The 20,490-nt window shown below is 60.8% G+C and carries 23 protein-coding genes; 5 read left to right on the forward strand and 18 right to left on the reverse strand.

Annotated features, from left to right (window positions below; all coding sequences use genetic code 11):
- Positions 1-3 precede the first annotated feature (3 nt).
- From HLH35_RS16920 to trbB, 3 genes are read right to left on the reverse strand one after another with little or no spacing between them, the layout of a single operon-like run.
- Positions 4-270: a VirB3 family type IV secretion system protein gene (locus HLH35_RS16920; RefSeq protein ID WP_182980272.1), complete on the reverse strand. Its 267-nt coding sequence runs from the start codon at positions 268-270 to the stop codon at positions 4-6.
- Positions 270-596 carry a TrbC/VirB2 family protein gene (locus tag HLH35_RS16925; protein ID WP_182980273.1) on the reverse strand — a complete coding sequence of 109 codons (327 nt, stop codon included), beginning with the start codon at positions 594-596 and terminating at the stop codon, positions 270-272. Before HLH35_RS16925 ends, HLH35_RS16920 begins: the two co-directional genes overlap by 1 nt.
- On the reverse strand, positions 593-1,561 hold the full coding sequence (trbB, locus tag HLH35_RS16930) for a P-type conjugative transfer ATPase TrbB (protein WP_182980274.1): 969 nt from the start codon (positions 1,559-1,561) through the stop codon (positions 593-595). Before trbB ends, HLH35_RS16925 begins: the two co-directional genes overlap by 4 nt.
- 214 nt (positions 1,562-1,775) lie before the next feature.
- Between trbB and HLH35_RS16935 the strand changes: the two genes are divergently transcribed.
- The 3 genes from HLH35_RS16935 to HLH35_RS16945 all read left to right on the forward strand — a co-directional run bounded on the left by HLH35_RS16935 (position 1,776) and on the right by HLH35_RS16945 (position 6,213).
- Positions 1,776-2,045 (forward strand): HU family DNA-binding protein, encoded by a 270-nt coding sequence (locus HLH35_RS16935; protein ID WP_182980275.1) that lies wholly within the window; start codon positions 1,776-1,778, stop codon positions 2,043-2,045.
- A 271-nt stretch (positions 2,046-2,316) separates the two neighbouring features.
- Positions 2,317-3,312, forward strand: coding sequence for a restriction endonuclease (locus HLH35_RS16940; protein WP_182980276.1), 996 nt, complete (start codon positions 2,317-2,319; stop codon positions 3,310-3,312).
- 87 nt (positions 3,313-3,399) lie between these two features.
- Entirely contained in the window at positions 3,400-6,213 is a 2,814-nt protein-coding gene (locus HLH35_RS16945; protein ID WP_182980277.1) for an AAA family ATPase, read from the forward strand.
- A 101-nt stretch (positions 6,214-6,314) separates the two neighbouring features.
- Here the strand turns inward: HLH35_RS16945 and HLH35_RS16950 are convergent, their stop codons facing one another.
- The 15 genes from HLH35_RS16950 to HLH35_RS17020 form a co-directional block, all read right to left on the reverse strand.
- A complete protein-coding gene (locus tag HLH35_RS16950) occupies positions 6,315-8,600 on the reverse strand; it encodes an nSTAND3 domain-containing NTPase (protein WP_182980278.1) in 2,286 nt (761 codons plus the stop codon).
- 222 nt (positions 8,601-8,822) lie between these two features.
- On the reverse strand, positions 8,823-9,275 hold the full coding sequence (locus HLH35_RS16955; RefSeq protein WP_182980323.1) for a CopG family transcriptional regulator: 453 nt from the start codon (positions 9,273-9,275) through the stop codon (positions 8,823-8,825).
- Positions 9,276-9,280: 5 nt separating this feature from the next.
- Complete coding sequence (locus HLH35_RS16960; protein ID WP_182980279.1) at positions 9,281-11,263, reverse strand: conjugal transfer protein TraG; 1,983 nt, start codon at positions 11,261-11,263, stop codon at positions 9,281-9,283.
- Between the two features lie 409 nt (positions 11,264-11,672).
- Positions 11,673-11,966 (reverse strand): type II toxin-antitoxin system RelE/ParE family toxin, encoded by a 294-nt coding sequence (locus HLH35_RS16965; RefSeq protein WP_182980280.1) that lies wholly within the window; start codon positions 11,964-11,966, stop codon positions 11,673-11,675.
- Entirely contained in the window at positions 11,963-12,235 is a 273-nt protein-coding gene (locus tag HLH35_RS16970; RefSeq protein WP_182980281.1) for a type II toxin-antitoxin system ParD family antitoxin, read from the reverse strand. The genes HLH35_RS16965 and HLH35_RS16970 overlap by 4 nt, the downstream gene beginning before the upstream one ends.
- 89 nt (positions 12,236-12,324) lie before the next feature.
- Positions 12,325-14,079, reverse strand: a complete 1,755-nt coding sequence (locus HLH35_RS16975) for a relaxase/mobilization nuclease domain-containing protein (protein ID WP_182980282.1) — start codon at positions 14,077-14,079, stop codon at positions 12,325-12,327.
- A 246-nt stretch (positions 14,080-14,325) separates the two neighbouring features.
- The gene (locus HLH35_RS16980; RefSeq protein WP_182980283.1) at positions 14,326-15,027 is read right to left on the reverse strand and encodes a lytic transglycosylase domain-containing protein; all 702 of its coding nucleotides are present in this window, start codon (positions 15,025-15,027) and stop codon (positions 14,326-14,328) included.
- On the reverse strand, positions 15,014-15,352 hold the full coding sequence (locus HLH35_RS16985) for a DUF736 domain-containing protein (RefSeq protein ID WP_182980284.1): 339 nt from the start codon (positions 15,350-15,352) through the stop codon (positions 15,014-15,016). Before HLH35_RS16985 ends, HLH35_RS16980 begins: the two co-directional genes overlap by 14 nt.
- Before the next feature lies 1 nt (position 15,353).
- Positions 15,354-15,896 carry a S26 family signal peptidase gene (locus HLH35_RS16990; protein ID WP_182980285.1) on the reverse strand — a complete coding sequence of 181 codons (543 nt, stop codon included), beginning with the start codon at positions 15,894-15,896 and terminating at the stop codon, positions 15,354-15,356.
- On the reverse strand, positions 15,893-16,357 hold the full coding sequence (locus HLH35_RS16995) for a DUF2840 domain-containing protein (protein ID WP_182980286.1): 465 nt from the start codon (positions 16,355-16,357) through the stop codon (positions 15,893-15,895). The genes HLH35_RS16990 and HLH35_RS16995 overlap by 4 nt, the downstream gene beginning before the upstream one ends.
- Positions 16,354-16,596, reverse strand: a complete 243-nt coding sequence (locus tag HLH35_RS17000) for a ribbon-helix-helix protein (protein ID WP_182980287.1) — start codon at positions 16,594-16,596, stop codon at positions 16,354-16,356. The genes HLH35_RS16995 and HLH35_RS17000 overlap by 4 nt, the downstream gene beginning before the upstream one ends.
- The gene (locus HLH35_RS17005) at positions 16,593-17,336 is read right to left on the reverse strand and encodes a DNA-methyltransferase (RefSeq protein WP_182980288.1); all 744 of its coding nucleotides are present in this window, start codon (positions 17,334-17,336) and stop codon (positions 16,593-16,595) included. The genes HLH35_RS17000 and HLH35_RS17005 overlap by 4 nt, the downstream gene beginning before the upstream one ends.
- Complete coding sequence (gene parA / locus HLH35_RS17010; protein WP_182980289.1) at positions 17,333-17,971, reverse strand: ParA family partition ATPase; 639 nt, start codon at positions 17,969-17,971, stop codon at positions 17,333-17,335. Before parA ends, HLH35_RS17005 begins: the two co-directional genes overlap by 4 nt.
- Positions 17,968-19,023, reverse strand: a complete 1,056-nt coding sequence (locus tag HLH35_RS17015; protein WP_182980290.1) for a replication initiator protein A — start codon at positions 19,021-19,023, stop codon at positions 17,968-17,970. Before HLH35_RS17015 ends, parA begins: the two co-directional genes overlap by 4 nt.
- Positions 19,023-19,307: a helix-turn-helix transcriptional regulator gene (locus HLH35_RS17020; protein ID WP_182943919.1), complete on the reverse strand. Its 285-nt coding sequence runs from the start codon at positions 19,305-19,307 to the stop codon at positions 19,023-19,025. Before HLH35_RS17020 ends, HLH35_RS17015 begins: the two co-directional genes overlap by 1 nt.
- Before the next feature lie 245 nt (positions 19,308-19,552).
- Between HLH35_RS17020 and HLH35_RS17025 the strand changes: the two genes are divergently transcribed.
- A complete protein-coding gene (locus HLH35_RS17025; RefSeq protein WP_182980291.1) occupies positions 19,553-19,894 on the forward strand; it encodes an ArsR/SmtB family transcription factor in 342 nt (113 codons plus the stop codon).
- Positions 19,881-20,348: an SRPBCC family protein gene (locus HLH35_RS17030; RefSeq protein WP_182980292.1), complete on the forward strand. Its 468-nt coding sequence runs from the start codon at positions 19,881-19,883 to the stop codon at positions 20,346-20,348. The genes HLH35_RS17025 and HLH35_RS17030 overlap by 14 nt, the downstream gene beginning before the upstream one ends.
- The last annotated feature ends 142 nt before the right edge of the window (positions 20,349-20,490 follow it).

Here is a 20,490-nt window from a genome sequence, read left to right on the forward strand (position 1 = left end):
CCCTCACCCGACCAGATGGGTGGGATAGCGCAGGTGCCGGCGCACCACGTCGACGAAGGCGGGATCGCGCTTGGCCGCCCAGACGGCGGCGAGATGGCCGACCAGCCAGAAAATGCCGCCCGCAATCCACAGTCGCAGGCCAAGCCCGATTGCTGCGGCCAACGTGCCGTTGACGATTGCCACCGTGCGCGGCGCGCCGCCGAGCAGGATCGGCTCGATCAGGGCGCGATGCACCGGGGCAGCGAAGCCGGAGATGGCGTCCGGCTCCATCAGATCAGCGCCCCGCCCGAGAAGGAGAAGAAGGACAGGAAGAAGCTGGACGCGGCGAAGGCGATCGAGAGGCCGAAGACGATCTGGATCAGGCGGCGGAACCCGCCCGAGGTTTCGCCGAAGGCCAGCGTCAGGCCGGTCACGGTGATGATGATCACCGAGATGATCTTGGCCACCGGCCCCTGCACGGATTCCAGGATCTCGTTGAGCGGGGTTTCCCACGGCATGCTGGAGCCCGAGGCATAGGCCGGGGCCGACAGCAGGGCGAGCGACAGGGTGGCGCCGGCCACGGCGAGGCGGCGGCGCAGGGCGATCATGCTTGTCATGACGGGTCTCCGGCGGGGGTGAGGATGTAGTCCCCGTCCAGGGTCAGGCCCCGGACAGTGGCGAGTTCGGCCAGCCGGCGCGCGTTTCCGCGCCCGGACAAGATCGCGATCACGTCGATGGTCTCGGCGATCAGGGTGCGCGGCACGGTGACGACGGCTTCCTGGATCAGCTGCTCCAGCCGGCGCAGGGCACCGATCGCCGAGCCCGCATGTAGCGTGCCGACGCCGCCGGGATGGCCGGTACCCCAGGCCTTGAGCAGGTCCAGCGCCTCGGCGCCGCGCACCTCGCCGATCGGAATCCGGTCGGGACGCAGGCGCAGAGAGGAGCGCACCAGATCGGAGAGCGAGGCCGCGCCGTCCCTGGTGCGCAGAGCGACCAGATTGGGCGCCGCGCATTGCAGTTCGCGGGTATCCTCGATCAGCACCACCCGGTCCCCGGTCTGCGCGATCTCGGCCAGCAGGGCGTTGACCATGGTGGTCTTGCCGGTGGAGGTGCCCCCGGCGACCAGGATGTTCTGCCGGTCGGCGACGGCGCGGCGCAGAAACGCGGCCTGCTCGGCGGTCATGATCCCGGCGGCCACATAATCGTCGAGCGAGAACACCGCGACGGCGGGACGCCGGATGGCAAAGCAGGGTGCTGCCACCACCGGGGGCACCAGCCCCTCGAACCGCTCCCCGCTTCCCGGGAGTTCGGCGGAGACGCGCGGGCTGCCCGGATGGACCTCGACCCCGACATGGTGGGCGACCAGGCGGACGATCCGCTCGGCATCGGCCGGCGCGATCCGGGTGCCGGTGTCCTCCATCCCGCCGGCTAGCCTGTCGATCCACAGCTTTCCATCGGGATTGAGCATCACCTCGACGATCGACGGATCGTCGAGATGCCCGGCAATCGCCGGCCCAAGGGCGGTGTGCAGCATGCGCGTGCCGCGGGCGACGGCTTCGGAACGGAAGGGAGCGATGGACACCGTGAACCCCGCGATTGACCTCCCGAGAGAGGCGATGGATCAGCGGGGTTGATTAGAAAGAGGCATGGACACGGAAGCGCAACAAGTGTCTCGCGGCCGTAGGGCGCTGGGATAGAAGAACTTGCATAGGGGTGTGTCGCCGTTTCAACGGTGACGGGGCGAAAGGGCGCTGCTACCGTTCACGGAATCGACCACCACACGGACTTGCGCCCGCATGAGCAAAGCCTTCATTGCCGCCGTTCTTCAGGATTCCCTCGCCTGCACAGGTGTTGCCGCCGCCAAGGCCGCCGATGACCTGGTCGGGGCCATTGTCGCCGAGCTGGAGCAGGAGGGCGGGTTCACGCTGCCATCCTTCGGGACGTTCACGGTCCACAAGACCAAGGCCCGCAAGGCGCTCAATCCCCGCACCGGTGAGCCGGTGAAGGTCAAGGCCGGCAAGACCGTGCGCTTCAAGGCCAGTCCCGTTCTGAAGAAGGCAGTCTGATTGGACTCATCGTCCAATGACCGCGAGACGGTAATGTTCGGTAATAGAAGACAGGAGACTGGCAATTTCCGCTTCATCTCGGACGTATTGACTTCAGAACCCATTCTTGCAAAGCGGACACGAGCGATTCAGCTCTCGTCTCGAAAGAAGTTGACGTGATGTCCTCCCTCTGGATCCAATCGTCTTGGCCACGTAATTTGCTCAAAAAGATAGTAGTTAATCTCGGCACGTTTCACGATCGGTATTTGATTGACTTTTAAAAGGAATACAAATGAACGCAGCGCAAGCACGGCAGATTTTACGGGGATTGGATGAGGAGGAACCAGCAGTGTTGCCAGTTTCTGTCCTAAAAAATCTTAATGTAAATGATATTCCAGATGGTTGCGGATTTCAAATCGGTACTATCGAAGATAGCATCCATAAAATCGAGTGGAATGGCACCATCTACCGACGAGGCGCGAATTTGGTCGGGGAAGCCGATCATACATGGACGCGCAAGTATTGGTATTCTCCGATTGGTCTGGAACAGTATCTTGATCTTGTCCGTCGAGCCGTAGAGGCACGGCAAAAAACTTGTGGCGACGTTGCGATAACCTATCAAGATGACGATGGGGCGTATGTCGCGCTACGTTTCGAAATAATGACAACCGAAACCAATTTGAGTTTGGCCTACGCTGCTATACTCAAAGTTAGCCATCAAGTCGAAGAAGCTGCAACTGCTGCGTCGGACGAAGTTGGCAAGCGGATATCAGAAATAGCCGCCCGCCTATCAGGCTGGGGATCAGAAAGTCTAGATAATCTTGTTGACGCTGTAGAAACCGCATCGACAAATCAGGATAAGGGGCGTGCTTTAGAAGAACTTTGTAGCCGACTATTTGAAACAGTTCCTGGCATGTCAGTCACTCAGCGCATACTTACTGAGACTGAGGAAATTGATATTTCTATTATAAATGGAAGTGAAGATTCCCGTTTCAAACGGGAAGGAGCAATTATTCTCGCTGAGTGTAAGAATTGGTCCCGGAAATGCGGAAAAAATGAATTTGTCGTATTTCGTTCTAAAGTAGAAAATCGTAGTCGGAGAGCAACACTAGGTTTTCTGATTTCGTGGAACGGGTTTGCTGAAACGATCACAAAGGAAATGCTAAGAGGTAGCCGTGAAGAGACATTGATTATACCGCTTACAGGTCATGACATACGTGAAGCAGTTCGGAACATGAATTTCTCTCAAGTGTTGGCAAAGACATGGGACGCTGCCGTCTCGTTGTAAATTGCCACATATCGACATTTTGTATTGTTTCAGTGAGACGCAATCACAAAAATTGCAGGTCGTTCTCCGGTATATATGATAGAACGCATGCGTATAGATCGAGAATATCACAATATTTTCGGGAAATTAGGGGCTGTTATGACTGCACGCGAAGGCGCTTTTGAGTTCAACGAGAATGCAAGTCTTGAGGAAAATCTATCTGCATTCGGAAGCCATATCAGCCAATTGGATGCGGCCCTTGCCGCAGATCTGTGTGACCGCTTTCCGATCTTGCTGGATGGAAAGTACAAGGTCGAGGAAATATGGGATCGATTACTCGATATCTGCGTCACACCGCCAGCAACGGAAGCAGTTGCTACGGCTCAGGAGCAAACCGCAGCAGCAAACCCCAATGCGCCAGCGGTCGTGCAATCTTTGCCCACTCCGCCCCCAACCGTGACAGGTTGGCTCCTCGAAGGAGTCTTAATCGAGGGATTCAGAGGCGTGAACAACGAAGGTCAGCCGCTCGAACTCAAACTTCACCCGACCAAAGTCAACAGCATTTCTGCGGTCAACGGTGTTGGAAAGACGTCCGTTTACGACGCAGTGCGCTATGCGATTACCGGAAAGCTGCCTTGGCTCGACGACCTTCCTGCTACCGAACGGGACAAGGATTATTACCAGAATCGCTTTCATTCTACCGGGCAATCAACCATCAAGCTTCAACTCGTCGCTGAACCAGGCTCCGAGAAGTGCGAGATCACGGTAATTCGGAACTCGTTGGGGCAGCGCGCCGTTAGTGCCCCCACACCGTGGGACGCGACAGCGATACTGGCTGGACTCAATCGTGAGTTCGTATTTCTTGATGGTCCGACATTTCAGAGATTCATCGAGGCTGCACCGCTGACTCGCGGGCGTACCTTCTCTGGGCTTCTCGGCCTATCTGCATACAGCGACCTTCGCCAAGCACTGGCGGGGTTGGCGAACACTCGCGCCTTCAACAGTCATTTCGGCATCACTGCCCATACACAAGCTAAAACCCGTGAGGAACGGACAGTAGGCGAGTTATCAAGGGCGATCGCCAACGACTACGAGACACTGGTTGGTACCGCCATCGGAACATTGGATACGACGACTGCAAAAGAAAAGTGTAATGAAGCGCTGACCCAGATCGCCCCGCTCAAACCGGTGTGCCAGGGAAAGGCGTTCGATACCATCAACATCGATGCCTGTATCGAGGCTATCAAAGATGCTGAGGGTGGACCGAAGCGCGAACGGCTCGGTGCCTGTATCCGCGAGCGTGGAGGCCTCGCAAAGGTCAACCACGACGCTCCCAACACGGCACGTGCCGAGCTGTTGGTTACTCGCGCGACCGAGCGGGCGGAGGCACTGGAAAGAACCGCTGGCGACTTGATGCTCCAGCTTTATCAAGCCGGTACAAAGGTTATCGAAAGTGGACAGTGGGAGGACACGCACCTTTGCCCGCTCTGTGATGGAAAGGCACCCCGTAGCCTAAAAGAACACCTCGCCTTCCGGCTTTCCGAATTTGAAGCATTGGACAAAGCGACCGCCTTACTTGCGGCCGAATGGAATGAAGCCGGGTGGACAGAGCTATTACAACTTGAAGCAGTCATTGAGACCGTTCCAGAAAAACGCCTGTTCGCTGGGCACCAGGCCCGTGCCAGATCTGGCACAATCACACAGGCTGAAGCAGAGACTTTGGTGCAATACTTGGCAACGTTGCGCTCGAAAGCAACGGAGCTTGATGAGCAGCTCGAGAGGGAACAGGCCCAGCTCGAGCGGGAACTGCCACCGTCATCGGTGGAAGTTACCAAGAAGGTGGAGACCGCGCGACGTCTGCAGGAGAATTGGAGCAAGCTCGATCTGTCACAGAAGGCATTGGTTGCTGAGCAAGCGAGGGAAGATTGCGTTGACCGGATCAGGAGCTTCTTGAAGGGCACATCCAGCGCCTTTGCGACAGCTGAGGCTGGCATGAGCAGCGCCCGGCTTGCGGCAGTCGAACCCATCTTCAAAAGCTATTTTAAGAAGATGTCGTTCTACGGAGTGGAACCAGCTGTCTCCAAGAAGGTGAACAGCGAGGAACTCCGCATTAACCTTGCCCAGTTCTATGGGCTGACGAATGTCTCTCCGCAGGCGCTCCTCTCCGAGAGCTTTCGGAACGCCTTCGCTATATCGCTCTATCTGGCCGCCGCATCACTCTACAGCGGTCTGCCGAAATTCATCGTACTCGACGACGTGACGTCAAGCTTTGATGCCGGTCATCAGAACTTTCTTGTTGAACTTATCAGGACAACATTTGCGCGGCCTGGCAACGCCGCAGGCCCACAGGTCATACTCTTGAGCCATGACACCATGCTCGAAAAGCTTTTCAACAAGCACACCGGCACAGGAACGTGGTGGCATCAACGAATAGAAGGATCGCCCCAAGTGGCCGTCCTTCCGCAAGCCGGAGCAGTCAATAAGGTCCGGGACCGCACAATATCAATGCTTCAGGCTGGTCAGGTGGACTTTGCCAAGGAAGGAGTGCGGCAATACCTGGAGTACCGCTTAAGTGATCTCATCAGCAAACTCCGGATCCCTGTGCCAGTCGATATCGCCTTTAACGACGACAAGCACCTGTCACATGAGTTTCTGAAAGCGATCGAAGCTGCGGTTAAGCTGCACAAGGCGGCTAATATACTCACGCTGGCCTCGGCACAGGAAGTTGGTCTTAACACCAATATGATAACGATTGTCGGAAATTTCCTAAGTCATTGGGGCACTGGCCAAACTGCAGCGTTCTCCGGGCCGTCCTTGCTTGGCGTGATGCAAGCCATTGACGACTATTGTGATTGCTTCACCTTCGAGCCTGCACCTGGCGCGCCCCGGCGATATTACAAGACGCTGTCGCAGCAGCAGTGAGGCATGCGAACGGAATTTTTGGGAAATCGGACAGGGACTTGCGCGGCGGGAATGAAGGCGTGTTGCAGGCGGGCGGCAAGCCCCCACCACCCTTCACTGACCTAATCTTCTTCGGCGAGAAGAGGCTCAAAGAGATTTTTCAAATCTTGATCGTCGAAAGTATCTTCCTGCACATCCTCACCGGTCACCGACAACTCTTCATCCTGCGCGGCATTCTCATTGACCTCTTCAATCCGGCTTTGAATGGCACGTTTAGCGCTCTCCACTGCCTGTGAGTTGTACCCGATACGATTGGCGAGTTTTTCAACAGTCGAAATGTAGTCAGAGAGAGTTGAATCTGAGTCCACATGCCCGAGATTGTCGCTTACATTCTCGATCATTTCAGGAATTGCCGTATTTATTTCATCATCGAACATATGTCCGAGATTGGCCTTGTTGGTGTCGATCGATGTCACAACGCGTTCGAGGTCATCAGGATCGAGAGAGCCGCCGAGCATTTTGCGAATGGCGCTCTCGATAGCGACGGCCAACGGGCCTGTATCTTTTTTTTCGTTCTGAGGTGCAGATAGCAGGTTGGCGAGGATGGTGGGCAGCGCCCGAGCATCATCCCATGATTTGAATTGGTCTTTTGGGTTGGTTGCGATTGCGACCGCCGTTTCCAAAAATAGCTTAAGTCCGCTCAACTTCCACCATAGAAGCAGCATATTGATACGGTCTGATGTTGTCGTGTCATAGGCACGGAAATTGGTAGGGTTCGAAGGAATACGCTTCCATCTCGGTATCGTGTTGAGCCGTTGCACAAGCGCCGAGAAACCCGCCAAGAATGTCCTCCAGTCATTAGGCGTTAGGTCGGATAACTTTTTGAACTGATCGACTATTCGCATCGCGCACGAGGGCGTGGGGGCTCCTGCCGCCATCGTTACCAACAATTTTCTGTCGAGCAGATAGCGGTAGAGATAATCACGAACAGATGGGTTAATAAATGATATGCGGCCGTTTGCGACGGCGATAAAGCCGCCTTCCAACACTTTTACGCTGCTCTCAAAATCCTTAGCGTCCCAAGCTATGCCGAATTTCTGGCACAAAAGTGGATGCAGTCCTTCAAATATTTCCTGAATATCTTCAATTTCTGCGCCGTATTGTGACCCAAAATAGAGAGAAAATAAAAGATGCTGACACCGACGTGGTATGTGATGCTGAAATTGCTTGTCCCAGATTGACTCTGGATCATTTAGCTTATTAATAAATATTTCAGGATAATCTTCGGCTGCCACATCTTCGATATGCGATGCGTCAGTCATCCATTCTACGATTCGCGGATTATAGAACTTGTGATCAATAATTTTCTTGATCGTTCCGGTATCATAGAGTGCTCGAATATGTTCGATTGGTACGCCAGCGACGACGAGATGATTGTAAAGAATTCGAGCCCGTATTCGGCGAGTATAAATACCTACATCAAGCAGATATTGCGCCACGTCGAGCCTGTGATCGGCAAGGACATCGGACACAAGTTTTGCATGTTGAAAAACTGGTGCACGGGTCGTGAGGATAAACCTTGCTGTGGGCGTGCGACGTACTCGCGCAATAAACCGGCCAAGCTCGGTGTCTTGGGTAGATAAGGCTCTTTCGTCGAGCGCGATGCGACCCAAAAAGTCGTCAAAAAAGAACACCTGCCGGCGACTGTCATTTATCCGCGCAAATCCGTCGTCGAGACTTCGGATCGCGACGAGATCCCAATCTTCCCCGATGTAGGCATACGCCAGCATTTCGGCCAAAGTTGTCTTTCCCACGCCTCCAGGTCCGGAAATGATCAAAATGCGTTGGCTTTCGAGAACTTTTCGTCCCTGACCAAAGCTCGGGTTTTCGGCATAAACGTTTAGTTTTGCGGTGATCTCCGCTCGGGTGACTGTCGTGAAGTTATGTGATGCGGACTGCAAAACTCGTTCGAGGATAGCCGTATCGGATAGCCAAAGTTTGACGTGGCTTTTAGCGACATCGTCATGCTTTCGAAGAAGCGAGTTCAGGTCTTCAAAACCCAATATATCAGATGCGTTGATCAGGCTTGGGCCTATGATATCCGCGAGCGCCTTCTTATTAGCGGGCGTGAGAGAAACCGAAGTGACGAGAATATAGCGGTCCGGCTGTATTTGATCGATCGATGGTCGAGCATTCCGCATTTGCCTTGCCAATGCTGCGAAGCCTGACATGCGAAGGTGCTTCGCCTGAAGGATCGTGGTTGCTCCAGATTTTGCGTGGCGTCCGTCAACACCTCCATCGGGACCAGGGCCAAACCCCTCAAATCGACAAGCTAATTCCTCGCCCAACAAGTCTCGTGCAAGATCTTCAAAATCGGCTGGAGAGAGGGAGGTGAAACTGTATGTCACGATCTTACCGCTAAATGTGTCTAGGTCGATACGCAGCGAAGCGTCGCCAAGGGTATCTGATCAAGTTCGTTCGAACGATAGCATATCCTGATAGTGGTCGCTTTCTACCGTCAGGCGAAGTGGCTCAAGTTGGCAGGTAGCGTCATTTGCATCAATGGCACAAATGACTGTTTTCGGTCATATCTTCCCAATACCCGACATTCCGCTGCCCCAGCCCAGACATCACGTTACAAGATTGCCTGGCGGATGAGGGGCGTCCTGCCCCCGTTCACCTAGCCCCACGTCCAGCCTCATCTCATCGTCCAGCGTCTTCCCTCTGGCAAGCCTGCGCCCCACCGCTTCAATGAACCCGTCATACCGCTCCCGCCCCTTGCTCTGCGCCGCAGCCAAAGCAGCATCCGGCAACGGCGGCGTGCTGGTCAGCCAGAACCGCACGAACACAGCTATCGATTCATTGGAGATCGTCACCCGCCGTTCCATGCGCTCCAACTGCCGCGTCATCCGATCCAGCCGACGGGCGAGCGCCGCTTCAAGCCGCTCCGGCCCATCCGGCGACAGGAACGACGCCAATGCCGTTTCCACGATCAGCGCCTGCGGCACCTTCTTGCGGGCGGCGTAATCGGCGAGCCTGACACTAAGGTCAGCGGGTAGCCGGATCGTGTGTTTGATCCGCATGGCGGTCACAGCCCCATCCGGTCCGCGGGATCGAGGGAGACCTGCCGTGCGAGAGCCCGCTCGCCGCGCCGCAAGGTCTGTGCTCGCGTCGCATCGTCCTCAGCCTCAGCCTCGGGCGGGTCGAATTCATGCACCGGCTTTCTCGGCGCCTGCACCACCTCTTCCTGTTCCGGCAATTCCGGCTCACGGCGAATGCCGGCATTGGCAGGATCATCATCCGCATTGCTGGCAGGAGGCGGCTGGACTACGTCGGCCCAGTCCCCCTGCGGCTGCGGTCCGATGGGCGGCGTTCCCTCTGGAGACTGCGGTGGTTTGAACCTGGGTGGCGGGAGGATGCGCGCGGCCAGTTCGGCGTCTTCGAAATACCGCGCCTTGCGCGCCCGGATCGGCGGGCAACCCGACACCAGCACCAGTTCCTCGTCAGGGGGAAGCTGCATGATCTCGCCGGGTGTCAGCAAAGGCCGCGCGGTTTCGTGCCGCGTCACCATCAGATGCCCAAGCCAAGGCGACAGACGGTGCCCGGCGTAATTCTTGGCGTCCCGGATCTCGGTCGCGGTACCCAAGGCGTCGGACACCCGTTTGGCGGTCCGTTCGTCATTGGTCGCGAAACTGACCCGGACATGGCAGTTGTCGAGGATACTGTTGTTCTGGCCATAGGCTTTCTCGATCTGGTTCAGGCTCTGGCCGATCAGGAAGCTCTTGATGCCGTAGCCTGCCATGAAGGCCAGAGCGCTCTCGAAGAAATCCAACCGCCCCAGCGCCGGGAACTCATCAAGCATCAGCAGCAGGCGATGGCGGCGTTTTGCCTCCAGTTCCTCGGTCAGCCGGCGGCCGATCTGATTCAGCACCAGGCGCACCAGCGGCTTGGTGCGGCTGATGTCCGAAGGGGGCACCACCAGATAGAGCGTCGCCGGATGGGTGCCAGCGACAAGATCGCGGATCCGCCAGTCGCAGCGGCGCGTCACATGGGCCACGACCGGATCGCGATAGAGGCCGAGAAACGACATGGCGGTGGACAGCACACCGGAGCGTTCATTGTCGCTCTTGTTGAGCAATTCCCGCGCCGAACTGGCGACGACGGGATGCACGCCTTTCGCCCCGAGATGCGGCGTGGTCATCATGGCGCGCAGCGTGGTCTCGATCGCGCGCTTGGGGTCGGAGAGGAAATTGGCGACCCCGGCCAGGGTCTTGTCTTCCTCCGCGTAAAGGACATGCAGGATGGTACCGACCAGCAGGGCGTGGCTGGTCTTTTCCCAGTGGTTCCGCTTCTCAAGGGCGCCCTCAGGATCGACCAGCACGTCGGCAATGTTCTGCACATCGCGGACTTCGCGCTCGCCGCGCCGGACCTCCAGCAGCGGATTGTAGGCAGCACTGGCAAGGTTCGTCGGATCGAACAGCAGCACCCGGCCGAAACGAGCGCGCCAGCCGGCAGTCAGTGTCCAGTTCTCGCCCTTGATGTCATGGACGATCGCCGCACCTGGCCAGGTCAGCAGCGTCGGCACCACCAGTCCCACCCCCTTGCCCGAGCGGGTGGGCGCGAAGCACAGGACATGCTCCGGCCCGTCATGACGCAGATAGGCATCGGCCGAGCGGCCCAGCACCACGCCATCGGGCGCGAGCAATCCGGCGCGCCGGATCTCGCGCGGCTCTGCCCAATGCGCTGAACCATAAGTGGTGGCGCGTTTCTTCTCGCGGGCACGCCAGACGGACATCGTGATCGCGACGATGACGGCGGCAATCCCGCCAGAGGCCGCGATATAGCCCCCGGTGGTAAAAATGTCCTGGGCGTAGGCGTCATAGGCGAACCACCACCAGAAGAACTCCGGCGGATAATAGACCGACCAGCCGACCAGCATGAACCACGGGGCGCCGAGCTGCGGCTGGAAGCCGAGCCGCCAGGCAGTCCATTGCGTCGCGGCCCAGGTGAAGGCGAGGATCACGGCGCTGACGGCAAGCACCGAGCCCCAGAGGATCTTGGTCTGGTTCATGACAGGAACCGACCAAACGGCTCGATTTCCCGATACTCAAGGCCTAATTAAAGCGCCTCGGGTCGCCGGACGGGAGCGGATAATAAACGGACGGTTTCCCGCCGACCTTCACGGCGGCAAGAATATCGAGAATCGTGCGCGTGCTGACGCCACTTCGCTCGCCCTGTTCCAGCAACTCGACAAGCGTGCGCTCGTCTTGACGAGTGGCTGGATAACAGATCGTTGGCGCCTTATTTCGCCTTGTCATGCTGGGAAACTCCGATCGCCTTGTCGTCGCATGTGGAGAAGAACCCGGTACGGTAAAGATGCCTCCGCCGGATGATCGCATCCACATTCTGATCGTCGTGATGGCGCCGAAGTTCATCGTCATTGACGACCGCGGCGCACGATCCCACGGGAAATCCTGACTCTACGAGTCGAATATCTGCGGCAGATCCCGTGCGCCATGAAGCACACGGACGATGCGTACCTCGTCGGCCAGTTCACGGAAGAACAATAGGTAGCGGCCGTGAACAATGACCCTCAATCCGGGACTGATCTCATCGCGCGCCGGAAAGCTCCCCGGATGTTCAGCCGCAACGGCGGCCTTCGCTTCCAGTTCGGCAACGAAGCTGATGGCTCGCTCGGGATTGTCCTCGGCGATGTAGAGCGCGATTTCCAGGAGGTCGGCACGCGCGGCCGGAGCGAAGCCGAGCCGTTTCATCCCTGCGCACGACGGCGAGCGATCACGTCACGCAATTCGGCGAAGACGCTCTCAGCCGGGATGCTCGACCCGCTCTCGTCGCCCATCCTGATCGCCTCGCGCAAGGTGTCGAGATCGCGGCGGTCGGTATCGCGCCGACGCATCCACTCGCGCAATGCCTCGCGCACGACCTCGCTGGTCGAGGCATACTCGCCGCCATCGACGGACTGGCGCAGGATCGCAGCCATTTCGGACGGCACGGTAATGGTCATACGTTCGATCGTGGACATGAGGCGGCTCCTCCCAAGCGAGCATACTTTATCATACTTATGAAGCACCTGCTTTGTCAGCCGAAAACCTGCAGGCGGGCCACCCGCCATCAAATCCCGAGCCCGCGCTTCCGCCCGAAATTCCAGTCCACCGCTCCACCCGGCGACAGGGTGCCGGAAACCTGCCGTCCGAGCTTCTGCTCCAGCGCTGGACGCCACGGCACGAGTTGGAAGCCCAGCCCGTCATCGACCATCGCGAAGCGGCCGGAGGACAGGGCCACCCGCTGGCGATAGACCCCCGAGACGATCTCGCCTTCCTTCGCGGGCCGGTGTTCCAGCCCGGTCTGCGCGGCGAGCCGGGCCGCCGCCTGATCGAGATCACGCTGGCGCAGGGTGCCGATCAGGTCGGGTACGAACACCACCCGCTCGCCCTGTCGCCGGGCCAGCCCCTCGGACGCCAGATGGTCGATCCGCTGCGCCATCGCCTCACGGACCTCGGCCCCGAAGCCCGCATTGGCCAATGCCGGATCCTTGGCGAGCAACTGGCGGTCGAGCCAGGTCGCACCGGGTGCCGTCACCTGCTCGGCCAGCGTGAAGTCCGAGCGCGTCGCCAGTGACAGGCGCTGCGTGCCCTTGGCGTCCTCCCAACTCCGGGTCTCGACGATCGCGCCGGTCCTGGCGTCGCCGGTCAGGTCCAGATCGGGGAAGCGGACATGATGCGTCCGCCCATCGGTCCCCGCGATCACCACATAGCCCGAGCCCTTCAACTCGTCATCCAGCCCACGCTCGACCAGCCGACCAATGACGGGATCGGCCAGCGTCTCGCCGTGGATCGCGAAACCCGCAACATCGGGTTCTGCCCCGCCGCCGGACATGGCGCGGTGCATGGTCCTGATGATGTCGCCCCGGATGGAGAGATCGCGCAGGGTCGCCTCCAGCCCCGGCTTGAGGGTCCAGCGTGCCACCCCGACCTGTTCGGCGAGACCAAGCCCTTCCAGCTTGGTCGCCCGGCCCACCAGCAGGCGCCGCAGTTGCGGATCTTCGGCACCCGCGCCCGGCCGCAGATCGACGATGCCACCCCCTTCGTCGCTGATGTCCTGCAACGCGCGATCGAGGCTGGTCCAGCGGTCGGCACCGATTTCGGTCTCCAGGGCGGTGCGGATTTCCTGCTCGCTGCGCGGGCCAAGTTCCAGCGTCACCCGTTCGGCGGCGCGGTCGTGCATGCCCTGACTTATATAAGCGCGGCTGATCACCAGATCCTTGCCGTCATCGGCCACCCCGCGCACCAGGATGTGGACATGCGGATTGTCGGTGTTCCAGTGATCCACCCCGACCCAGTCCAGCTTTGTGCCGAGATCGCGCTCCATGTCCTGCATCAGTTCCCGCGCGAAGCCCCGCAGATCCTCCATCCGTGCCGCATCCTCGGGCGAGACGATGAAGCGGAAATGGTGCCGGTCGTCTTCGCAGCGCTCTGCGAAGGCCTTGCTGTCCGCTTCGTCGGAACCGGCATCGAACAGATGGGCCCTGGCGCCGTCGCGGGTCACGCCCTCGCGCCTGAGATAGGCGATGTGCCGGGCGAGCGGCGCCGACCGGAAGCGCGTGCCCTGCTGACGAACAATGCGCGCCTTGACCACGACCCGACGGGCGTTGCCGCGCAGCCGCATGGACAGCGCCGCACGTCGGCCGCGTCCGAAGCGGGAACCACCGCCGCCTCCCCTGCCCTTCGCTCCGAACCGGGTGCCGGTATGACCGGCCCTCTTCGCGGCCCGCATGACCTCACCGACGAAGGATTTCGGTCGTGCGCCCTGATTGCCATGCCGGATGCGTCCGGGCCGGACAGTCAGGCTGTCATCGCGCGTCGCCATAGCCCGCTCTCCGCTTCGATGTGCGCCTGACGGCGCTCGGATCGTTGAAAACATTAGGAAAATTGCGTGGACAGCCGCAGGTGGTGCGTCGTGAGAGGACAAATTCTCCAATCAAACCAACCACATGCAGCCCCGAACGGGCGCTGCTTTTACCTTGCCGTCCTACCCTCCGTTGCCTGCCTCCCCCCAGCACCCCATCCCCAAGGCACCCATCGCCCGCCAGCGCCCGATGGACCGGAACGGGGATCATCGGCGTGCTTCCCCCTGCCATGACGCGAGGAACAGACCGGCCGATTGCGGTGCGAGCGCCGTCCAGTCGGTCGGGCGGGCACCGTCGGCATGCTCCGGATTGTGCGCACTCTCGCCATGCCGGGACGCACTGCCCGTGCGCAGGAATGACGCCGGAAAGAGGGAAGACTCCTGCCAGGATGGCGCAGCCAGAGCACTGATCGCTATGTCGTCGACAAGCGGAAGAGCGAGCCGGGCGCTGACCGACGCCACATAGTTCCGCGTCTCGGCAGGCAGCGGCCGGCCGGTCGCGAGATGATCGTCATAGCGCGCGGGACCGACATTGTAGGCGGCGAGAAATCCCGCCGTACCGTAGCGGTCCCGCATCCAGCGCAGATAAGTGGCACCCGCCAGGATGTTGTCATGCGGGTCGAACGGATCGTCGCCGAGCCCGAGCGACGTGCGCAAGCTGGCCCATGTTCCGGGCATCACCTGCATGAGCCCCATCGCACCCGCCGATGACACGGCCCGCGCATCGCCTCGGCTCTCCGCGTGCAGGACGGCAGCGATCCATGCGGCCGGAATCTGCGCGCGCGTGGCTGCTTCCGCGATCATGTCAGCGTATGGATCGGCGACCGCGACATGCTCCGATATCGTCATGGAAACGACCACCGGAAGCACGACACCGAACAGCCGTGGCCCCATTTTACCGCCGGTCATCGCGCCTTACCGGACGGGTCCAGACCAGATGGAAGGCACGGCCCTGACGATCGGACTGGAACAGATTGGCACGGATCGGCTGCGCCAGCATGGGATCGTCGAGAACGAGCGAGAGATAGGTGCCCGCCTTCTCGCCGGTGCGCTTCCAGCCTGCGCCGATCTCCGGTCCGGCGTCAGCGTCACCGAGATGGACGCGATAATCGGGCGCATGCTCGGCGTCCGACGATGTCGCCGGCACGATCGTCAGTTCGACGTCGAGGGCGAGCGTGCGCAGGCGACCGGCGAAGCCGTCAGATGTGCGCATAAAGGTTCCGATCTGGGCCATATCAGCCTCGTTTCTGGTTGGGGTTGGGAGAAAGCGGTGACGGCATGAGCCACAGCGGCCGCGCGCGGCCGAGCACCGCATCGACCGGCAGGACGCCGAAATAGCGGCCGTCGAGACTGGTCGGGACTGCCGGATTCATGACGAAGATCTGGCCGGGCAGGACGTGCCGACAGCCCTGCCAGACCGGCAGCGGACGGCCGCGATGATCGCGAGCCAACGCATCGCCGAGCGGCTTGCCGTCAACCGACACGATGGTGCCGACCCGGCAGACCAGTTGTCCCGGCAGTGCCGCGACCGGCTTGAGCAGCGGGACACCGAGCGGCAGATAGCCACCGCGCGCCAGCAGCGCGGCCATGTCGGCTGGCGGCCGGATCGCGATCAGGTCACCGACATGCAATCGGCGCACCGATTGCAGGCGATACAGCCCGACCGGAGTGCTGGCGGTGGCATTCCAGATCAACCACGGCGTAGGACGGAACACGGCGCCCAGCACGATCGCCATCACCGCGACATAGGTGGTGAGGAACCAACCAAGCCGGCTCATGACACCGCCCTCCGGCGCAGCCAGGCATGATGGCGATCGCGTGTGTAGGGGCGTGGCGCCTGCCCGGCGAGCATCCGATTGTGCAGATGCCGCCAATGGTCGGGCGCCACGTCGACGGGGTCGATGCCGGTCGCCTCGATGCGGTCTATCGCTTCCAGCACCAGACGGACCCTCGGCCAGCCGCTCTGCCGCAGCAGGCTCTCGCCACCGGGGCGCACGAACGGCACCGTCTGATACGGCTCGCCGGGACGGGTGACGCGCACGATGTCGATGCAGGACACCACCGTGCCGTAATCGTTCGCCGCCCAGCGTAGGAAGGCGAACACGGTGTCCGGCGGAAAGCTCAGTATCCGCCGCCGACGATCGAGAACCTGCTCATGGGCGACAGGGCCGAAGCGGATCCAGTGTTCGATACGCTTCTCGATCCAGGTGAGTTCGACATGAGCGAGGGTGTCGTTCATGGCACATCTCCAGGAGTATCGGGGAACTCGCGGGCCAGCAGGGCGCGCAGCATGTCGGCGACGGTCATGCCGCGCTGGAACGCCGCGACCTTGAGCCGCGCGCGCAGCGCCGGCGTGACGTCGATGGTCAGCCGGGCGGTGAAGTGGTTGGCAGCCGCAGGCTTGTCCGGCGCCTTGACCCAGCGTTCCCGGTCGGCGGGGCGCGACGCGAAGCCGGGTAGCGTGCGACGCTCTGTCATGGCGATATTCCCTCGCCGAGCGGCAGCACGGACGCGATACGGTCGCGCGCCTTCTGCGCCATGACGGGATCGATCTCGCAGCCGACATAACGCCGGCCGGTCAACCGGCAGGCGACGCCTACGGCACCAGAGCCAGCGAACCAGTCGCCCACCAGGCCACCCGGCGGGCAGCTCGTGCGGATCAGGATCTCCAGCAACGCCACCGGCTTCTCGGTCGGATGGATGGCGCGGCCATGCGTATTGCGGACCGGAATTACGGAGCGCATCAGGCGCGGGCCGCCATCCTCGCTGACGTAATGGCCAGCGTCGATCTGGCCCATATGCGGCGGCCGATGTTTCCGCCGCACCGTGCGCGCCCGCGCGTCGGACGTGGTCGGAACCACGTTGTAGACGGCACGCCAGGGCGTATCGTCGCGATAGAACTGGACAATCAGTTCATGCACGCGCCGGAACCGATCGGCATGGAAGCTGGAATCGTTCTGCTTCTCCCAGACCAGTTCCTGGGCATATTTCCAGCCTACATTCCGAAATGCCGCGTTGGATGCGAGAAAGCTCCGCAGCGAGCCGAAAACCCAGAGCGAGCCGCTGGGTTTCAGGGCGGCGAGCGCCTTGCCAGGCCAATCCGCTATGCGCCGGTCCCATGCGAGCGACGTATCGCCATAGGGGGGATCGACCAGGATCATGTCGTAGGGGCCGTGCCAGGGCATCAGGAGCGCACTGTCGCCGGTCAGGAGGGTCATGCCACCAGCCCCCCAATCTCGGCTGTCAGCGCGGCGATTTCGCGGGCGGCAATCCCCTGCGGGCGCAGGTCGCAGACAAGGCGGCCGGTGCGCGCCATGTCGGCGAACGCGACCCGCTGGCCGATCCGCGCTGCCAGCGCCGCCGGCTCATGCCCCACCAGCGCCAGCCGGGTTTCGCGGGCGATCACCGTGCGCGCGGCGCAGCGGTTGAGCACAAAACGGGCCAGCAGGCCGGGACGGAAGAGACGTGCTTCTGCCAGCAGCCGCAGCATCTCGGCCGAGGCCCAACCGTCGAAGGGCGAAGGCTGCGCCGGGATCAGCACCAGATCAGCGGCCAGCAGGGCGGAGCGCAGCAGTGCCGCTACCCGTGGGGGACCGTCGATGACGACGTGATCCACCCCCTGAGCCAGGGCCAGTGCCTCATGGTGCAGCGCGTCGCGCGCCAGTCCGATGACGCCGAACAGCCGTGGCAGTCCCTCCCGCGCCCGCTGCGCCGACCAGTCCAGCGCCGAGCCCTGCGGGTCGGCGTCGATGACCGTCACGCGCCGGCCTTCCCGAGCCCATTGGCCCGCGAGATGCAGCGCCAGCGTCGTCTTGCCGACGCCGCCCTTCTGGTTGAGGAAGGCCACGATCATGACCCCTCTCCGGGGCTTATCCACGGATCGGAAGGGGTGCCAACATCCTTAAAGTTAGACTCTTTTAAGTTAGATTCTAAGTTAAGGGCATCATAACCATTTGATTCGACATCCTGATTCGGCGTTTTCTGCAAACGATAGCACGGATGCCGTGGCAGTGATGGCACGGATAAATCCACAACTGATAGCACGGATGAATTCACAGCTTGTCCACAGGCGCCTGTGGATAGTTTGACAGGCGCGAAGGCCAGCATGTCATTGCCATTGCGGTCGGGGCGCACCGACAGCCGATAGCCCGGAAAAGGCTGACGCTTCGCCATCTCGCGCAGTTCGAAGGCAAAGCGGCGATATGGGGAAAGACTGGCGGATTTTTCGTAGAGATGGCGCAGGCCGAAGGCCCAGCCCGCACGCTGGCGACCGCCATGCTTGCGCACAATGCGATACAGCCAGCGCTCCAGGCCGCCTGTGAGGCCAAAATAGGCAGGGTCGATGGTCAGCACGAGCGCGTCATCGAGAACCGCCTGGTAGAACCAGTCGGGCAGGATCAGTTCGATCACGCGGGTGCGCCCTTCCCGCGCGGTATGCCGTTTCCATTCGTTGATCCAGGAAAAGCGGTGCAGTTGCCCCTTCCCGGTCTGCCGGAGCGAGGTCTTGATCGTGGTGGATTGCAGCCGATCGAACGCCGCTTCCAGCCGCTCATAATCCCGCGCACTGTCGCCTCGACCGATGAAAGTCAGGATCTCGCGCGGGCTGGTCACCATCAGCCGGGACGTGCGCCGACCGGCGTCGCGTGCGGCAACGAGATGGCTGGCGGCCCAGATCAGCACGTCGGCATCCCAGATCGTGGCCATGCCATGTTCGGCAGACGCCTCGACCCGGATGGTGACATCCGGGGTCCGGTAATCGATCGGGACCATGCGAGGGGATTTGGCGAGGCTGAAGAACGGGAACACCATCAGATCCTGTGCATCACGAGGAGCAAAATCTCCCGCGATAGCGTGGAAGAGTTCCAATTGCTCGCGCTCGGAGCGTGCTCTGCCGGGCGGAGGCATCAGCGGCGACTCCCGCGTGGTGTCGGCGGGATCAGCGGACTTTGCCGCGCCGCCGCCGATACGGTGCCGGCGGTGGTGTCGGAGGTATGGGCGCGTGCCCCGCTCTCGACCCAGGCCTGCAACTCATCGACCCGATAGACCACGCGGCCGCCGAGCTTCGAGTAGCGCGGTCCGGTGCCGTAAATCCGATGTTTTTCCAGGGTGCGAATAGAAAGTCCGACGAAGCGCGAGGCATCGGGCGTGCGCAGATAGCGCGGCGGCAGATCGCTGTAATTGGCGGACATGAGGTGGCTCCGTGATCGCTGTCTGGGGCCGCGGGACAAATGCGGCCGACGTGGATCACGGTTGTGGATTGGGGAGGACGGACATAGGGCGATGTCGCTGGGCAACGAGATCGCCCTGGTGATGGCATCGCCGTCGCCAGCGGTTGTCAGTCGCTTCGATCAGCGCCAGTCCGGTTCTGAACCTAAAACTTAGCTAATTGGATTACTTTCTTGACGAGAGGCTCAGGATAGGATTAGTTAGCCATATGGCTCACCTTGATCGCATCTTTCATTCCCTGTCGGATAGCACCCGTCGCGCGGTCATTGCGCAGCTTGCTCATGGCCCGGCCAGCGTCGGCGATCTGGCGCAACGCCATAGCATGGCGCTGCCCAGCTTCATGAAACATGTCCGCGTTCTGGAAGAGAGCGAAATCGTCATTTCCCGCAAAATGGGGCGCGTACGCATGTGCCAGTTGCGTCCCGACGCGCTCGCAGTCGCACAAGGCTGGCTCGAACGGGAGCGTCACATTTGGGAATCCCGCCTGGATCGGCTGGATTCTTTCGTCGAAACACTGGCTGAACAGGACAATACCCATGGACGTAAATGACCAACTCGACCTCGTCCTCGAACGCACGGTCAAGGCCAGCCCAGCCCAACTGTGGCGTGCCTGGACGGAACCAGATCTGCTGATGCAATGGTTCGCGCCACGGCCCTATGGCGTGGCCAAGGCCGAAATCGACCTCGTGCCGGGCGGTACGTTCAATGTGGTGATGCGTTCGCCGGACGGTGTGGCTTTCCCGGAAAAGCCAGGCTGCATCCTTGTGGTGGAGCCGGAACGGCGTCTGGTCTGGACCGACGGTCTGGGCCCGCAGTTCCGACCGAATGCCGAAGCCTTCATGACGGCGGAGATCACGATGGAGCCAGTGCCCGGCGGCACGCGTTATCGCGCCCTCGTACGCCACAAGAACGCGCAGGATCGGGCGAAGCACGAAGAAATGGGGTTCTTCCAGGGATGGGGCACCTGCCTGACCCAGTTGGAGGAACTTGCCGCGCAGATCTGAACTAAAGCTGCGACGGCTCGCTGCCCTCGACAAAAAGAGTAACCGTGAACCAGCGGCCTCAAGGCAACCGACCGCTATCGGGCAGATTTGTCCCGATAGCGGATAGGCCGCTGCCCACGGGTGCAGGTGTTTGGGCGACGAT

Origin of the sequence: Gluconacetobacter asukensis (genome assembly GCF_014174375.1) — a bacterium.
Classification (GTDB): Bacteria; Pseudomonadota; Alphaproteobacteria; order Acetobacterales; family Acetobacteraceae; genus Gluconacetobacter; species Gluconacetobacter asukensis.

Excerpts from the sequence above, each read along its gene's own strand:
- HLH35_RS17020 (WP_182943919.1), bottom strand. The coding sequence starts at position 19,307 with ATGTCCGCCAATTACAGCGATCTGCCGCCGCGCTATCTGCGCACGCCC.
- HLH35_RS16935 (WP_182980275.1), top strand. The coding sequence starts at position 1,776 with ATGAGCAAAGCCTTCATTGCCGCCGTTCTTCAGGATTCCCTCGCCTGC.
- HLH35_RS16940 (WP_182980276.1), top strand. The coding sequence starts at position 2,317 with ATGAACGCAGCGCAAGCACGGCAGATTTTACGGGGATTGGATGAGGAG.
- HLH35_RS17005 (WP_182980288.1), bottom strand. The coding sequence starts at position 17,336 with ATGACCCTCCTGACCGGCGACAGTGCGCTCCTGATGCCCTGGCACGGC.
- HLH35_RS16955 (WP_182980323.1), bottom strand. The coding sequence starts at position 9,275 with ATGCGGATCAAACACACGATCCGGCTACCCGCTGACCTTAGTGTCAGG.
- HLH35_RS16960 (WP_182980279.1), bottom strand. The coding sequence starts at position 11,263 with ATGAACCAGACCAAGATCCTCTGGGGCTCGGTGCTTGCCGTCAGCGCC.
- HLH35_RS16980 (WP_182980283.1), bottom strand. The coding sequence starts at position 15,027 with ATGACCGGCGGTAAAATGGGGCCACGGCTGTTCGGTGTCGTGCTTCCG.
- HLH35_RS17025 (WP_182980291.1), top strand. The coding sequence starts at position 19,553 with ATGGCTCACCTTGATCGCATCTTTCATTCCCTGTCGGATAGCACCCGT.
- HLH35_RS16995 (WP_182980286.1), bottom strand. The coding sequence starts at position 16,357 with ATGAACGACACCCTCGCTCATGTCGAACTCACCTGGATCGAGAAGCGT.
- HLH35_RS16920 (WP_182980272.1), bottom strand. The coding sequence starts at position 270 with ATGGAGCCGGACGCCATCTCCGGCTTCGCTGCCCCGGTGCATCGCGCC.
- HLH35_RS17000 (WP_182980287.1), bottom strand. The coding sequence starts at position 16,596 with ATGACAGAGCGTCGCACGCTACCCGGCTTCGCGTCGCGCCCCGCCGAC.
- HLH35_RS16965 (WP_182980280.1), bottom strand. The coding sequence starts at position 11,966 with ATGAAACGGCTCGGCTTCGCTCCGGCCGCGCGTGCCGACCTCCTGGAA.
- HLH35_RS16985 (WP_182980284.1), bottom strand. The coding sequence starts at position 15,352 with ATGGCCCAGATCGGAACCTTTATGCGCACATCTGACGGCTTCGCCGGT.
- HLH35_RS16925 (WP_182980273.1), bottom strand. The coding sequence starts at position 596 with ATGACAAGCATGATCGCCCTGCGCCGCCGCCTCGCCGTGGCCGGCGCC.
- HLH35_RS17030 (WP_182980292.1), top strand. The coding sequence starts at position 19,881 with ATGGACGTAAATGACCAACTCGACCTCGTCCTCGAACGCACGGTCAAG.
- HLH35_RS17015 (WP_182980290.1), bottom strand. The coding sequence starts at position 19,023 with ATGCCTCCGCCCGGCAGAGCACGCTCCGAGCGCGAGCAATTGGAACTC.
- HLH35_RS16945 (WP_182980277.1), top strand. The coding sequence starts at position 3,400 with ATGCGTATAGATCGAGAATATCACAATATTTTCGGGAAATTAGGGGCT.
- HLH35_RS16970 (WP_182980281.1), bottom strand. The coding sequence starts at position 12,235 with ATGTCCACGATCGAACGTATGACCATTACCGTGCCGTCCGAAATGGCT.
- HLH35_RS16975 (WP_182980282.1), bottom strand. The coding sequence starts at position 14,079 with ATGGCGACGCGCGATGACAGCCTGACTGTCCGGCCCGGACGCATCCGG.
- parA (WP_182980289.1), bottom strand. The coding sequence starts at position 17,971 with ATGATCGTGGCCTTCCTCAACCAGAAGGGCGGCGTCGGCAAGACGACG.
- HLH35_RS16990 (WP_182980285.1), bottom strand. The coding sequence starts at position 15,896 with ATGAGCCGGCTTGGTTGGTTCCTCACCACCTATGTCGCGGTGATGGCG.